This window comes from Sphaerotilus natans (assembly GCF_900156335.1).
Classification (GTDB): Bacteria; Pseudomonadota; Gammaproteobacteria; order Burkholderiales; family Burkholderiaceae_C; genus Sphaerotilus; species Sphaerotilus natans.
On sequence record NZ_FTMZ01000008.1, the window covers coordinates 146,635 to 161,240 of the forward strand.

The 14,606-nt window shown below is 70.1% G+C and carries 14 protein-coding genes and 2 tRNA genes; 12 read left to right on the top strand and 4 right to left on the bottom strand.

The features are described 5' to 3' along the window. Positions 1–6 precede the first annotated feature (6 nt). The 5 genes from rlmH to BW996_RS09625 all read left to right on the top strand — a co-directional run bounded on the left by rlmH (position 7) and on the right by BW996_RS09625 (position 6,464). Positions 7–477, top strand: a complete 471-nt coding sequence (rlmH, locus tag BW996_RS09605) for a 23S rRNA (pseudouridine(1915)-N(3))-methyltransferase RlmH (RefSeq protein ID WP_037478939.1) — start codon at positions 7–9, stop codon at positions 475–477. Continuing rightward, a complete protein-coding gene (locus BW996_RS09610; RefSeq protein ID WP_175619104.1) occupies positions 470–1,108 on the top strand; it encodes a Maf family protein in 639 nt (212 codons plus the stop codon). Before rlmH ends, BW996_RS09610 begins: the two co-directional genes overlap by 8 nt. 48 nt (positions 1,109–1,156) lie before the next feature. Continuing rightward, positions 1,157–2,638: a ribonuclease G gene (gene rng / locus BW996_RS09615; RefSeq protein WP_175619108.1), complete on the top strand. Its 1,482-nt coding sequence runs from the start codon at positions 1,157–1,159 to the stop codon at positions 2,636–2,638. Positions 2,639–2,654: 16 nt separating this feature from the next. Next, positions 2,655–4,436 (top strand): ABC transporter ATP-binding protein, encoded by a 1,782-nt coding sequence (locus tag BW996_RS09620; protein ID WP_051631637.1) that lies wholly within the window; start codon positions 2,655–2,657, stop codon positions 4,434–4,436. Between the two features lie 63 nt (positions 4,437–4,499). Beyond that, positions 4,500–6,464, top strand: a complete 1,965-nt coding sequence (locus BW996_RS09625; RefSeq protein WP_241461837.1) for a glycosyltransferase family 2 protein — start codon at positions 4,500–4,502, stop codon at positions 6,462–6,464. 17 nt (positions 6,465–6,481) lie between these two features. On the opposite strand, the gene BW996_RS09630 is transcribed toward BW996_RS09625, so the two are convergent. From BW996_RS09630 to BW996_RS09645, 4 genes are read right to left on the bottom strand one after another with little or no spacing between them, the layout of a single operon-like run. Beyond that, positions 6,482–7,483, bottom strand: a complete 1,002-nt coding sequence (locus BW996_RS09630) for a glycosyltransferase family 2 protein (RefSeq protein WP_051631638.1) — start codon at positions 7,481–7,483, stop codon at positions 6,482–6,484. Positions 7,484–7,527: 44 nt separating this feature from the next. After that, entirely contained in the window at positions 7,528–8,355 is an 828-nt protein-coding gene (locus BW996_RS09635; protein WP_051631639.1) for a glycosyltransferase family 2 protein, read from the bottom strand. Between the two features lie 10 nt (positions 8,356–8,365). Continuing rightward, positions 8,366–9,256 carry a glycosyltransferase family protein gene (locus BW996_RS09640; RefSeq protein ID WP_241461838.1) on the bottom strand — a complete coding sequence of 297 codons (891 nt, stop codon included), beginning with the start codon at positions 9,254–9,256 and terminating at the stop codon, positions 8,366–8,368. A gap of 31 nt (positions 9,257–9,287) precedes the next feature. Then, the gene (locus BW996_RS09645; protein WP_037478946.1) at positions 9,288–9,875 is read right to left on the bottom strand and encodes a peroxidase-related enzyme; all 588 of its coding nucleotides are present in this window, start codon (positions 9,873–9,875) and stop codon (positions 9,288–9,290) included. A 115-nt stretch (positions 9,876–9,990) separates the two neighbouring features. On the opposite strand from BW996_RS09645, the gene BW996_RS09650 reads away from it, so the two are divergent. The 7 genes from BW996_RS09650 (at position 9,991) to BW996_RS09680 (ending at position 14,604) form a co-directional block, all read left to right on the top strand. Further along, a complete protein-coding gene (locus BW996_RS09650; RefSeq protein ID WP_051631640.1) occupies positions 9,991–10,818 on the top strand; it encodes a glycosyltransferase family 2 protein in 828 nt (275 codons plus the stop codon). A gap of 8 nt (positions 10,819–10,826) precedes the next feature. Then, positions 10,827–12,131, top strand: a complete 1,305-nt coding sequence (tolB, locus tag BW996_RS09655) for a Tol-Pal system beta propeller repeat protein TolB (RefSeq protein WP_175619105.1) — start codon at positions 10,827–10,829, stop codon at positions 12,129–12,131. A 28-nt stretch (positions 12,132–12,159) separates the two neighbouring features. Next, entirely contained in the window at positions 12,160–12,723 is a 564-nt protein-coding gene (gene pal / locus BW996_RS09660; protein ID WP_037478036.1) for a peptidoglycan-associated lipoprotein Pal, read from the top strand. A gap of 1 nt (position 12,724) precedes the next feature. Then, positions 12,725–13,546 (top strand): tol-pal system protein YbgF, encoded by an 822-nt coding sequence (ybgF, locus tag BW996_RS09665; RefSeq protein WP_051631506.1) that lies wholly within the window; start codon positions 12,725–12,727, stop codon positions 13,544–13,546. 11 nt (positions 13,547–13,557) lie between these two features. Further along, positions 13,558–14,334: a tRNA threonylcarbamoyladenosine dehydratase gene (locus BW996_RS09670; RefSeq protein WP_037478037.1), complete on the top strand. Its 777-nt coding sequence runs from the start codon at positions 13,558–13,560 to the stop codon at positions 14,332–14,334. A 69-nt stretch (positions 14,335–14,403) separates the two neighbouring features. Beyond that, positions 14,404–14,479, top strand: a tRNA-Lys gene (locus BW996_RS09675). A gap of 49 nt (positions 14,480–14,528) precedes the next feature. Then, a tRNA-Lys gene (locus BW996_RS09680) sits at positions 14,529–14,604 on the top strand. The last annotated feature ends 2 nt before the right edge of the window (positions 14,605–14,606 follow it).

A 14,606-nucleotide genomic window follows, 5' to 3' on the forward strand; every position in this document is an offset into this window, starting at 1 on the left:
CGCGCCGTGAAGCTGACGATCGTCGCGGTCGGCCAGCGCATGCCGGCCTGGGCCGAGACGGCCTATGACGACTACGCCAAGCGCTTCCCGCCGGACTGTCGGCTGGAGCTGAAAGCCGTCAAGACCGAGCCCCGCACCACCGGCAAGCCGGTGGAGGCGCTGATGGCGGCCGAGCGTGCGCGCATCGAGGCGGCGCTGCCGCGCGGCGTGCGCCGGGTGGTGCTCGACGAGCGCGGCACCCGGCTGAGCACCGTCGCGCTGGCCGAGCGGCTGCAGGCCTGGCAGCACGACGGGCGTGATGTCGCGCTGCTGATCGGCGGCCCTGACGGGCTCGATCCGGCGCTGCGCGAGGACGCCGACGAGCGCGTGCGCCTGTCGGACCTGACGCTGCCGCATGCCTTCGTGCGGGTGATGCTGGCCGAGGCGCTCTACCGCGCCTGGTCGGTCAACGCCGGCCATCCCTATCACCGTGAATGAGACCGAGCCGCCTTCGATGACCTTCCGGATCCACCTTGCCTCGCAGAGTCCGCGCCGGCGCCAGCTGCTCGACCAGATCGGCGTGCGCCACGAGCTGCTGCTGCCCGGGGACGACGAGGACGCCGAAGCGCTCGAGGCCGTCCTGGCCGGTGAGGCGGCGCTCGACTATGTCCAGCGGGTCACGCTGGCCAAGCTGGAGGCGGCGCGGCTGCGGCTGGCCCGGCGCGGTCTGCCGCCGCTGCCCATCCTGTGCGCCGACACCACCGTGGCGCTGGACGGGCGCATCCTGGGCAAGCCGGCCGACGCCGCCGAGGCCTGCGAGATGCTGACGGCGCTGTCGGGCCGCGAGCACCAGGTGCTGACCGCGGTCGCGCTGGCCTGGCCGCTGCCGGACACGCGCGCGCCGCTGCTGCGCCTGAGCCGCTCGACGGTGCGCTTCGCGCCGATCGGCCCCGAGCGCATCGCCGCCTACGTGGCCTCCGGCGAGCCGATGGGCAAGGCCGGCGCCTACGCGATCCAGAGCGGCGCGGCCGCCTGGATCGAGCACATCGCCGGCAGCTATTCGGGCATCATGGGCCTGCCCCTGTTCGAGACCGCGGGCCTGCTGCGGGAGGCCGGCGCCACGGTCTGAATCGGGCCAGCGCCGCCACAACACAGACAGAAAGCCCCACCGATGCCGATGCATGACATTCTGGTGAACTGGTCGCCGCAGGAGACGCGCGTGGCCATCGTCGAGAACGGAGCCATCCAGGAACTGCATGTCGAGCGCACGCTCGAGCGCGGGCTGGTGGGCAACATCTATGCCGGCCGCGTCGCGCGCGTGCTGCCCGGCATGCAGAGCGCGTTCATCGACATCGGCCTGGAGCGCGCCGCCTTCCTGCATGTCGCCGATGTGCAGATCAACGGCCAGACGGCCCGAGGCCACCACGGCGAGGGCACGACGCTGCCGCCGATCGAGAAGCTGGTCTACGAAGGCCAGACGCTGGTGGTGCAGGTCATCAAGGATCCGATCGGCACCAAGGGCGCGCGGCTGTCGACGCAGATCAGCATCGCCGGGCGGCTGCTGGTGCATCTGCCGCAGGACGACCACATCGGCATCTCGCAGAAGATCGGCTCGCACGAGCTGCGCGACCAGCTGCGCCAGCGCATGACCGCGCTGGTGGGCAACCGCGAGACGGGCGGGGGCGGGGGCTTCATCCTGCGCACCAATGCCGAGGATGCCACGGATGCCGAACTCGGCGACGACATCGCCTACCTGCGCAAGACCTGGGCGCTGATCCGCGAGCGGGCGCTGAAGTCGCCGCCGGGCTCGCTGCTGTTCGAGGACCTGAATCTGGTGCAGCGGGTGCTGCGCGACCTGGTCGACGACCGCACCGGCTCGATCCGCATCGACTCGCGCATGCAGTACGACCTGCTGCGCGAGTTCGGCCAGCTCTACACGCCCGGCGCGGTCGGGCGGCTGCAGCACTACCGCGGCGAGCGGCCGATCTTCGATCTCTACAACATCGACCAGGAGATCGAGCGCGCGCTGGCGCGCCGGGTCGACCTGAAGTCGGGCGGCTACCTGGTGGTGGACCAGACCGAGGCGCTGACGACGATCGACGTCAACACCGGCGGCTTCGTCGGTGCGCGCAACTTCGACGACACGATCTTCAAGACCAATCTCGAGGCCGCGCAGGCGATCGTGCGCCAGCTGCGGCTGCGCAATCTGGGCGGCATCATCATCATCGACTTCATCGACATGACCCGCTCCGACCACCAGGAGCAGGTGCTGCTGGAGCTGCGCAAGCAGCTCGCGCGCGATCGCACCAAGATCACGGTCAGCGGCTTCACCCAGCTCGGTCTGGTCGAGATGACCCGCAAGCGCACCCGCGAGTCGCTGGCGCACATGCTGTGCCAGCCGTGCCCGACCTGCGGCGGGCGCGGCCAGGTCAAGACCGCGCGCTCGGTCTGCTACGACATCCTGCGCGAGATCCTGCGCGAGGCGCGGCAGTTCAACCCGAAGGAATTTCGCGTCATCGCCTGCCCGGCGGTGATCGAGATGCTGCTCGACGAGGAAAGCCCGCACCTGGCCGGCCTGAGCGACTTCATCGGCAAGCCGATCTCGCTGCAGGCCGAGGCGACGATGAATCCGGAGCAGTACGACATCGTCCTGATGTGACGACCGACCGAGACGCATGAGCACAGAGACTCCCGCCCAGCCCAGCCATCGCGACACGCTCCGGCGGCTGCTCACCTATGTGGCGCAGCACAAGGCCCGCTACATCGCCGCGATCGTCGCGCTGCTGATGACTTCGGCGATCGAGCCGCTGATCCCGGCGCTGTTCAAGAAGCTGCTCGACAGCGGCTTCCAGGCCGCCGACAGCTTCCCGATCTGGATAGTGCCGGTGGTGGTGATCCTGCTGTTCGCGGTGCGTGGCCTGACCACCTTCGCCGGCACCTACCTGATGGCCGACGCCTCCTCGCGGGTGGTCTACGACGTGCGCCGCGACCTGATGGGCTCGCTGCTGAAGGTCGATGCCAAGGTCTTCGGCTGGCTGACGCCGGGCCTGGCGGTCAGCAAGACGATCAACGATCCGCAGGGCTCGATCACCACGCTGTCGAACAACTTCAACACGCTGCTGCGGGCGTCCTCGACCTTCCTGTTCCTGTTCGGCTATCTGCTGTACCTGAACTTCCAGCTCACCATCCTGGCGATGGTGACGGTGCCGCTGATGATCTTCGTGGTGCGGCGGCTGCACAAGCGCGTCAGCGCGGTTGGCAGCCTGGAGTACGAGTCGCAGCAGCGCCTGGTCAACATCGTCGACGACGCCGCGCGTGCCTGGCGCATCGTGCGCACCTTCGACGCGCACGCCTTCGAGCGCGGCCGCTTCGAGTCCGAGGCCTGGACGCTGCGCCGGCTGATGGTCAAGCGCATCGCCAGCAGCGCGCTGCTGACGCCGGCCACCCAGATCGTCTCGGCGCTGGCGGTGTCGATCATCCTGTCGCTGGCGCTGTGGCAGGCGCGCAATGGCGAGGCCAGCGTCGGCGACTTCGTCGCCTTCCTCACGGCGCTGCTGATGACGATCTCGCCGCTGAAGCAGCTCACCGACGTGTCGCAGTCCTTCATTCACAGCCTGATCGGGCTGCGTGGCGCCTTCGACCTGATCGACGCGCCCGAGGAGCCCGATCCGGGCTCGCGCGACTTGCCGGCCTGCCGTGGCGACATCGACGTGCGCGCGCTCGAGGTCTGCTATCCCGACAGCCCGCGCCCGGCGATCGACGGCGTGTCGATGGCGATCCGCCCGGGCCAGACGGTGGCCTTCGTCGGCGCCTCCGGGGCAGGCAAGACCACGATGGTCAGCACGCTGCTGGGCTTCGTGCAGCCCACCGGCGGCGACGTGCTGATCGACGGGGTGTCGATCCAGGACATCCGCCGGCCCTCGCTGCGGCGCCACTTCGCGGTGGTGTCGCAGGACATCGTGCTGTTCGACGGCTCGATCGCGGCCAACGTCACCTACGCGCAGCCGCGCGACGATGCACGCGTCGTCGCCTGCCTGAAGGCGGCCAACCTGTGGAGCTTCGTCGAGCAGCAGCCCGATGGGCTGGAGAGCGTCATCGGCGTCAACGGCAGCCGGCTCTCGGGCGGTCAGCGCCAGCGCCTGGCCATCGCGCGCGCGCTCTACAAGGACAGCGCGGTCTGGATCTTCGACGAGGCCACCTCGGCGCTGGACGCCGAATCCGAGCGGGTCGTTCAGCAAAGCATCGAGCAACTGTCCGGCCAGAAGACGATCATCCTGATCGCGCACCGGCTCAGCACCGTGCGGCGTGCGGATCGCATCTTCGTGTTCGGCGACGGCCGGGTGGTCGAGTCGGGCACGCACGAGGGGCTGATCGCGCAGCGCGGCGTCTATGCCGACATGGTGCGCGCACAAAGTCTGGAAACGAATCCGGGCCAGACTGCCCCGCTTCCCGACTGAGCCGGCCGGCACGGGCCGTGCTTCGGTCCGCAAGCCGACAACGTGCACAGACAGGGGAAAGCCATGACAGAACATCAAGAGAATCAGGGGGGCGGGGCGCCGCTGTGGCGCCGCATGCTCGAGCGGCTGCGCCAGCTCAACCGAGAGCGGCTGCAGCGTCGCCATCGGGTGCGAGTGGCCAGACCGCCGGCGCCGCTGTCGCACGCCGAGTGGATCGACCGGTTCGACCGGATCGAGGGCGAGAACCTCGAGGCGCTCGAGCGCCGGCTGCAGGCACTGCCGGCGCGGCCGCTGCTGTCGCTGGTCATGCCGGTCTACAACCCGGACCTGCGCTGGCTGGACGAGGCCATCGCCTCGGTGCGTCGCCAGCTCTACCCGAACTGGGAGCTGTGCATCGCCGACGATGCCTCCACCGATGCCCGTGTGCTGCCACGCCTGCGCGAGCAGGCGCGGCGCGATCCGCGCATCCGCATCGTCGCGCGCGAGACCAACGGTCATATTTCCGCCTGCAGCAATTCGGCGCTGGCGCTGGTGCGTGGCAGCCATGTCGGCTGGATCGATCAGGATGACCTGCTGCGCGAGCATGCGCTGCTGCTGATGGCCGAGGCGATCGGCCGCTGGCCGCAGGCGCAGGTGCTGTATTCGGACGAGGACAAGATCGATGCCGCGGGCGTGCGCCGCGAGCCCTACTTCAAGCCGGACTGGAATCCGGAGCTGCTGCTCGGCCAGAACTATCCGAGCCATTTCACGATGATCGCCACCGCGCGGGTGCGCCGGCTCGGCGGCCTGCGCGCGGGCTTCGAGGGCGCGCAGGACCACGACCTGCTGCTGCGCTGCACGGAAGGGCTGGATCCGCGCCCGGACGGCGGCGATGTCGTTCACATCCCGCACATCCTCTATCACTGGCGCATGCATCAGGGCAGCACCTCGACGGGCGACGCGCACAAGTCCTACGCGGCCCGGGCGCGTGTCCGGGCGGTCCAGGAGCATCTGGATCGGCGCGGTCTGGCCGGGCAGGCCGTCGATGACGGACGGGGCGGCTGCCGGGTGATCTGGGCGCGGCCGGATCCGGCGCCGCGGGTCTCCATCCTGGTGCCCACCCGCAACGGGCTGGCGCTGCTGCGCACCTGCCTCGACAGCGTGCTGGCGCTGACCACCTACCCGAACTACGAGATCCTGGTGATCGACAACGGCTCGGACGATCCGGCCACGCTCGACTACCTCGCCGACATCACGCGCCGCGATGCCCGGGTGCGGGTGATGCGCGACGACCGGCCCTTCAACTATTCGGCGCTGAACAATGCGGCCGCCCGGCGCACCGACGGTGAATTCCTGGTGCTGCTGAACAACGACATCGAGGTCATCACGCCGGAGTGGCTCGACGAGATGGTGGCGCTGGCCGCGCAGGACGGGGTCGGCGCGGTCGGTGCGCGGCTGCTCTATGGCGACGGCCGGCTGCAGCATGGCGGCGTCATTCTGCTCGGGCCGCGCGGCATTGCTGGACATGCGCACAAGTTTCTCGCCCGCGACTGTGCCGGCTACATGGGCCGGGCGATGCTGCTGCAGTCCTTCAGCGCGGTCACCGCTGCCTGCCTGGTGCTGCGCCGGGTCCACTTCGATGCCGTCGGGGGACTCGACGAGCATCATCTGGCGGTGGCCTTCAACGATGTCGATCTGTGCCTGAAGCTGCGCGAGGCGGGGCTGCGCAATGTCTGGACGCCGCATGCCGAGCTCTACCACCATGAATCGGTCTCGCGTGGCGCGGACGACACCCCGGCCAAGGCCGAGCGCTTCCGGGGCGAGGTCGAGTGCATGAGCCGGCGCTGGGGCGTGCGGCTCGAGCGCGATCCGGCCTACAGCCCCTGGCTGGCCCTCGAGCGCGAGGACATGAGCCGTGCCGACGTGCCGCGTGTCAGCCTGCTCGAGCCCTGGTTCCTGACCGCGCCGATGATCAGCTCGCCTGCGGCCGCAGATCGCATCAGGGCCCAGGTCCTGGCCGACCAGCCTGTCGAGACCGAGACGGCCTGAGCCGGGCCGCCTGGGGATCAGTCCCGCCGGCGCAGGCGGGACTGCAGCCGCTTGATCGCCACCGTCGGTCCCGGGAAGATCTGGTGCAGCGCCTTGCGGGTGCGCCACCACCAGGGCAACTCGCGATAGCTGCGCGCCAGCGCCCAGCGCTCGGCCGCGGTCGTCGCCTCGCCCAGCCGGAACATGTAGTCCGAACGGTAGGGGTTGAGGCCCAGATGTTGCCGGAGCAGCGCGACGGCCTGCGGCCCCAGCTGCTCGGCATCCCTGTGCAGCTGGCGCATCTCGGCCAGCTCGCGCAGCGTCTGGCGGCGTGTCCAGCGCTTCATCTGCTCCGGATCCTGGAAGGTCGGTCGGCGCGAGGTGCCGCCGCGCCGGTAGTGCACCAGCGCCGCGTCCACCGTCAGCGCGCCGCCACCGGCCAGCGCACGAAAGGCCATGATCTGGTCCTCGTAGAAGACCTCCGGATCCAGCGGGCCGAAGCGCTCCATCATGCGCTTCGTGAAGGCATGGGTGGCGCCGATCACATAAGGGCGCTTCTCGGCCCAGGCCTGCAGACCCTGCCAGCGCGACAGGTCGTCGACCGGCATGACGTCGTGCAGCACGCCCTCGGTGTCCATGTCGATCACATGCGAGGCGATCAGGTCGGCGCGCCGCCCCGAGGCTTCCCAGGCAGCGAGCAGGCGCTCGACCCGATCCGGCACCGAGAAGTCGTCGGCGGCCATCGTCACCAGCAGCTCGCCCTGCGCCAGCGCCACCAGATCGTTGTAGTGCCGGCCGATGCCCACGTTCTGGGGCGACTGCCGCACGATGACCCGGTGCGGCCCCCGGTACGCGGCCGCGACCTGCTGCAGGATCTCGAAGGTGCCGTCGCTCGAGTGGTCGTCCGACAGGATGATCTCGCAGGGGCCGCCGGTCTGGGCCAGGCAGGCCTCGGCGGAGGCGCGGGCCCACTGGGCCTGCTGGTAGGCCAGGAACAGGATGGTGACGAGGGGGCGGGGGGCCTCGGGGGCTGAACTCATGCGTGCAGGTGCGTTCTCGGGGGCGTGGACGTCAGGGCGGGCGATCAGACCGAGCGCCACTGGCCCTCGGTGCGCAGCATGTGCAGGCTGTGGCCGCAGCGCGCGTTTTCCGCGATGCTCCATTGACGGCGCTGGCGCTCGCGCTCCAGCTTGAAGCGCTTGCGCGCCAACCAGCCCATGCCCAGGCGGCTGTAGAAATAGTGGCGGTCGCCGAGGGACTTGGCGCCCGATTCCTTCTTCATCGCCTTCTGCGTGATCGAGCCGAAGTGGTGGAAGACCGCGTCGCCGACGGTGCCGACCGCGATGCCCGCGCGCAGGCAGCGCACCAGGTATTCCATGTCCTCGTGGCCGCCCAGGCGGCGATCGGTGTCGGGAAATCCGATCGCCTCGAAGACGCTGCGATGCACCGCGAAGCACACGCCGTGGAACCAGCCGCGGCGCGCCGTGCCGGCCATCTTCAGCAGGTACTCGGGCGCGAAGGCCGCGAAGCCGTAGTCCTCGGCGCCTTCGAGCAGCGCCGGGCTGACCACCTTCAGGCCCTGGGCCTCGGCGGCGTCGAGCATCGCGTCGATCGCGCGCGGGCCGGCCAGCACGTCGTTGTTCAGCAGCACGACCCAGTCGGACTCGCGCGCCAGCAGCGCGCCTTGCGTCCAGGCGCCGCCGCAGCCCAGGTTGACGCGGTTGGTGAGCGCGCCCAGGCCGTCCTTGGCGGCACGTTCGGCCAGGCGGGCGGGGGTCTCGTCGGTGCTGGCGTTGTCGATGACCAGGATGTCGGCCGGGCGCACGCCCTGCGCCTGCAGGCTGTCCAGGCACATCGCGGTGTAGCGCCACTGGTTGAGCACCGGGATGACGATGGTGTAGCGGGAACTCATGCGTGTATTGTCACGCCACCAGCTTGTAGTGCTTGTGGCTCAGGTCCAGCCCGAACCAGCGCTCGAGCACCATCGCCTTGCGGTGCTTGCGCTCGCGGCGGGTCAGCGGGTGGGCCGGGTCGGGCGTGAAGGCGGTCTCGGCGTCATGGGCCAGCCAGTCGGCCACGCATGCCGGATGCGTGCCCTCGAAGCGGCGCAGCGCCTGCGGGTCGATCGAATACGCCATCTTCGGCGGCTGGTGCGACCAGTACTTGCTGACCTGGTCCATCTTGGCCTGCATGTAGTCGAGCCGGCGCACATGGCCGTAGTGGTAGATGTGCGCGCCCGCCAGCGCCGCCTGCGGATGGCGGCCGCGGCGGTGGCGGTCCATCACCACCCAGAACTGGCCGTCGGGCGCGTAGCTGCGGATGGTGTTGCGAATCAGGCGGCACTCGCGCCGGTACCAGGCCGGGCTGACCGCCAGCCATTCGGGCGAGCCGTAGAAGTGCAGGTATTCGAAGACCAGCGCCTCGACCGCTGGATTGCCGTGGTGGCGATCGACCGCGGCGCGGATGGCCGGCAGCTCGGCCTCGTGCAGCACCTCGTCGCCCTCGAGGTAGAAGGCCCAGTCGCCGGTGCAGGCGTATTGGGCGATCATCTTCTGCTGCGCGTAGACGAAGCCCTTCTCGGCCATGCGCTCGTTCCAGCGCGTCGGGAGGATGCGGATCTTGGGCTGCTCGGCTGCCAGCGCGTGGATGCGCGCCTCGGTCGCGTCCTCGCCGGCGCCCAGCGCGATGACGAACTCGTCGACCAGCGGCAGGATCGAGCGGATCGAGGCCTCGAACGGGAAGCCGAGCTTCACGCCGTGGCGCAGGAAGGTGAAGCCGCTGATCGAGGCGGAGGCAGCACGGGACATCGTCATCCGGGAATCGTGGGAAGGGCAGGGGCTGGGCTCAGGGACGCGGCGTGCGCGGCACCCGGCCCATCAGGAAGAACTCGTCGTTGGGCCGCATCGCGATCAGGTTGGCCAGGCGGTTGGACAGGCCGAAGAAGGCGGTGATGGCGCCGATGTCCCAGATGTCCTCGTCGGAGAAGCCGTGCGCGTGCAGGGCGGCGTAGTCGGCCTCGCCGATCTCGTCGGCCTGGCGGCAGACCTTCAGCGCGAAGTCCAGCATCGCCGTCTGGCGCGGCGTGATGTCGGCCTTTCGGTGGTTGACGGCGATCTGGTCGGCCACGAGCGGATTCTTCTCGAGGATGCGCAGGATCGCGCCGTGCGCGACGACACAGTACAGGCAGCGGTTCACGCCCGAGGTCGCTACCACGATCATCTCCTGCTCGCCCTTGCTCAGGCCCGAGGGGCGCAGCATCAGCGCGTCGTGGTAGTCGAAGAAGGCGCGGCACTCGTCGGGCCGGTGCGCCAGCGCCAGGAAGACGTTGGGCACGAAGCCGGCCTTCTCCTGCACCGCCAGGATGCGCGTGCGCAGGTCCTCGGGCAGATCGGCCAGGTCGGGCACGGGGAATCGGCTGATCGGTGGGGGCATGGGCGTCTCCTCGGAGTGTCGGGGCCGATTATCGACGCTGTGCATGAACAGGCCTTCATCATGCCGCGTGGCGGCCGGTTCCGGCAGGTGCCTACAATCAGCGCCTTGCCTGCCCATGACAACCCATCCCGCCTCCCCCGATTGCGCCTCGACCGCTCCCGCCCTCTCGGTCGTCCTCATCACCCGTGACGAGGCCGCCCGCCTGGAGCGCTGCCTGCGCTCGGTGGCCTTCGCCGACGAGATCATCGTCGTCGACAGCGGCAGCACCGACGACACGGTGGCGATCGCGCGCCGGCTGGGCGCGCGGGTCGAGGTCACGCCGGACTGGCCCGGCTTCGGCGCCCAGAAGAACCGGGCGCTGGCGCTGGCGCGCGGGCGCTGGGTGCTGAGCCTGGACGCCGACGAATGGCTCGACGAGACGCTGGCGGCCGAGATCCGGCGTGTCGTCGCCACGCCGCCGGCGGGCGTGGCCCATCGGCTGTCGCGGCTGTCGTCCTTCTGCGGCCAGTGGATGCGTCACGGCGGCTGGTACCCGGACCCGGTGCTGCGCCTGTTCCCACGCGGCACGGCCCGCTTCAGCGACGACCGGGTGCATGAGCGGCTGCTCTGGGACGGTCGCGTCGAGGGGCTGGGCGGGCATCTGCTGCACGAGAGCATGGCTTCGCTGACAGTGGCCAACGACAAGATGAACCGCTATTCCAGCGGGCGCGCCGCCGACCTGGCCGCGCGCGGGCGCCGCGGCGGCCTGGGCCGCGCGATCGGCCACGGCCTGTGGGCCTTCGTGCGCACCTGGATCCTGCGCCGGGGCTTTCTCGACGGCCGCCTGGGCTTCGTGCTGGCGGTCCACAACGCCGAGGCGTCCTACTATCGCTATCTGAAAATCTGGCTGGAATGCGCCGACGCACCCCAGCCGCCGAGTTCTCCCAGACCTCCGTCCCGATGAACGCACCGATGAGAAGATCCACCGATCGTCGCCACTTCCTGCGCCAGACCGCCGCCGGCTGCGCGGCGCTGGGCCTGACGGGCGGCCTGACGTCCGCGCAGGCCCAGTTCCGCGTCGAGATCTCCGGCATCGGCGCCTCGCAGATCCCGGTGGCGATCGCGCCCTTCCGGGACGAGGACCGCGCCGCGGTGCCGATCTCGCAGGTGATCCGCGCCGACCTGGAGCGCAGCGGGCTGTTCCGCATCGTGCCGGCCGGCGGCGAGGCGATCGACGAGCTCTCCCGCCCGGACTTTCCCGGCTGGCGCAACCGGGGCGCCGATGCGCTGGCCGGCGGCTCGGCCACCCGCCTGGCCGATGGCCGCCATGACCTGCGCTACCGCCTGTGGGACGTGGTCAAGGGCGCCGACCTGCTCGGGCAGTCGCTGGCGGTGCCGCGCGAGGACCTGCGCCGCGCCGCGCACCGCATCGCCGACGAGATCTACCAGAAGCTCACCGGCGAGCGCGGCGTCTTCTCGACCCGCATCGCCTATGTCTCCAAGAGCGCCGGGCGCTACACGCTCTTTGTCGCCGATGCCGACGGCGAGGGCGCGAAGGTGGCGGTCGGCGGTGCGCAGCCCATCATCTCGCCGGCCTGGTCGCCCGACGGCGGCGATCTGGCCTATGTCTCCTTCGAGAGCGGCAAGCCGGTGGTCTATGTGCAGGACGTCTCCTCCGGTCAGCGCCGGGTGGTGGCCAGCTTCAAGGGCTCCAACAGCGCGCCAGCCTGGTCGCCCGACGGCAGCCAGATCGCGGTGACGCTCACGCGCGACGGCAACTCCGAGATCTATCTGGTGGGCCGCGGCGGCGGCGAGCCGCGCCGGCTCACCCAGGCCTCGAGCATCGAGACCGAGGCGGCCTGGTCGTCCGACGGCCGCTCGATCTACTTCGTCAGCGACCGCGGCGGCGGCCCGCAGATCTACCGCATGAGCGCCTCCGGTGGCAATGCCGAGCGGGTGACTTTCTCTGGCAGCTACAACATCAGTCCCGCACTGAGCCCCGACGGCCGCTGGATGGCCTACATCACCCGCAACGGCGGCGGCTCCTTCCGCCTGCAGCTGATGGACCTGTCCTCGGGAACCGTGACCGCACTCACCGACACCAACGACGACGAAAGCCCGAGCTTCGCGCCCAACAGCCGGCTCATCATCTACGCCAGCCGCTCCGGCGGGCGCGATGTGCTGATGACCACCACGCTCGACGGATCTATCAAGGCCCGCCTGAGTCCGCCGATGGTCGATGTGCGCGAGCCGGTCTGGGGTCCTTTCGGCCGCTGAACCTGGCCGCTTTCACGGAGAACATGTCATGTCCAAGATCCTTCGCTCCCGCGCCGCCTTCCTGTACCTGGGCCTGAGCGCCGCCTTCCTGGCGGGCTGCGCCTCGAACACCCGCGTCGAGCCGCCCGCGCCGGTCGAGAGCCGCGGCACCGGCACGATTTCCGGCGCCGGCACCGGTGCGGCCCAGGGCGCCGGCACCGGCGGTGTCGGCAGCTCCGCCGTCACCCCGGTCGACACCGGTCGCCAGGCCGATGCGGCGGCGGGCGCCGGCCGTGTCGTCTACTTCGACTTCGACAGCTTCGTCGTCAAGGACGAGTACCGCAGCGTCGTCGAGGCCCAGGCCCGCCGCCTGGGCGCCGACCGCAAGCGCCGCATGATCGTCGAGGGTCATACCGACGAGCGCGGCGGCCGCGAGTACAACCTGGCGCTGGGCCAGAAGCGCGCCGATGCGGTGGTGCGCTCGATGGTGCTGCTGGGCGCGCAGGACGGCCAGCTCGAGGCCGTCAGCTTCGGCAAGGAGCGCCCGGCCGCCCAGGGCAGCGACGAGGCCGCCTGGGCCAAGAACCGCCGCGCCGAGCTGAAGGACCGCTGAGATGACGCGCCGCCCCCTGTCGATCCGCGCCGCACGGGCTCCGGCGGCGCTGCTGCTGGCGCTGACCGCGGCCTGGCCCGTCGGCGCCCAGGCCGGTCTGTTCGATGACGAGGAGGCCCGCAAGGCCATCGTCGAGCTGCGTGGCCGCTTCGAGCGCGCCCAGCAGGAAAGCAGCGAGCGCGATGCGCGCCAGCGCGAGCTGGCCGAGCAGGTCGAGACGCTCAAGCGCAGCCTGCTCGACCTCAACGCCCAGATCGAATCGCTGCGCGCCGATCTGGCGAAGCTGCGTGGCCAGGACGAGCAGCAGGTGCAGTCCGGCAAGGACCTGGCCCGCGAGATCGCCGAGCTGCAGCGCAAGCTCAAGGACCAGTTCGCCGCGATCGACGAGCGCATGCGCCGGCTCGAGCCGCAGCGCGTCTCGCTCGACGGCCGCGACGCGGTGGTCGAGGCGCCCGAGAAGAAGGCCTACGACGAGGCGATCGGCATCCTGCGCAAGGGCGAGTTCGCCAATGCGGCGGCTGCGCTGACCAGCTTCCAGAAGCGCTTTCCCTCCAGCCCCTACCAGGGCCATGTGCAGTACTGGCTCGGCAACGCGCTGTACGGCAAGGGCGAGGTCAAGGAGGCGATGACCATCTTCCGCACGCTGGTCACCTCGACGCCGGACCATCCGCGCGCCTCCGAGGCGCTGCTGGCGCTGGCCAACTGCCAGATCGAGCTGAAGGACCCGAAGAGCGCCCGCCGCACCCTCGAGGAGCTGGTGCGCAACTATCCGCAGTCCGAGGCCGCGCAGGCTGCGGCCGAGCGCATCCGGCAGCTGAAGTGAGCGTGGCTTCGGTGGTTTCCGCGCAGCAGAGCGATGCCGATCTCGAGCGCCGCTTCGGCGGTCTGCGCCGGCTCTGGGGCGATGCGGCGTATGCCCGGGTGCGTGCGGCCCGGGTGGCGGTGGTGGGCGTCGGCGGCGTCGGCTCCTGGGCGGTCGAGGCGCTGGCACGCAGCGGCGTGGCCGAGCTGGTGCTGATCGATCTGGATCATGTCGCCGAGTCCAACATCAACCGCCAGATCCAGGCCCTGGGCACGACCGTCGGCGCCGCCAAGGTGCAGGCGTTGCGCGAGCGCATCGCCGACATTCATCCGGGCTGCCGGGTGCATGCGGTCGAGGACTTCGTCGAGCCGGAGAACTGGCCGGCCCTGCTGCCGATCGCGGTCGATGGCGTCATCGACGCCTGCGACCGCAACGCCGCCAAGCTGGCGATGGCGCGCTGGGCGCTGGCCGGCGGGCACCGGCTGGTGATGGCCGGTGCGGCCGGCGGCAAGTCGCATCCCGAGCGGGTGGAGGCGGCCGATCTGGCCGAGGTCACGCACGATCCGCTGCTGGCCCGGCTGCGCCAGCAGCTGCGCCGAGAGGGGGCGCCGCGCCAGGGGCGCATCGGCGTGCGCTGCATCTTCTCGCGCGAGACGGTGCAGCGGCCGCAGACGGACGGCGCCTGTGCGACCGATGGCAGCCTGAACTGCCACGGCTACGGCTCCAGCGTGATGGTCACCGCCAGCTTCGGCCTGGCGGCTGCGGCGCAGATTCTCGAAGGCGTGCGCGCAGACGCACGAGGTGCTTGACGACACCGCGGTGGGGTGTATTAGAATCTAGGGCTCGGCTGATCAGTGACTGATTTGCCGAGGCGGTGGGGGTCGTTAGCTCAGTTGGTAGAGCAGCGGACTTTTAATCCGTAGGTCGCAGGTTCGAGTCCCGCACGACCCACCAAAAACATGATATAGTCACAGTCTTGATGAAAATCAGGGCTGACAGGCAAGGGCTCTTAGCTCAGTTGGTAGAGCAGCGGACTCTTAATCCGTAGGTCGAGTGTTCGAGTCACTCAGGGCCCACCAGA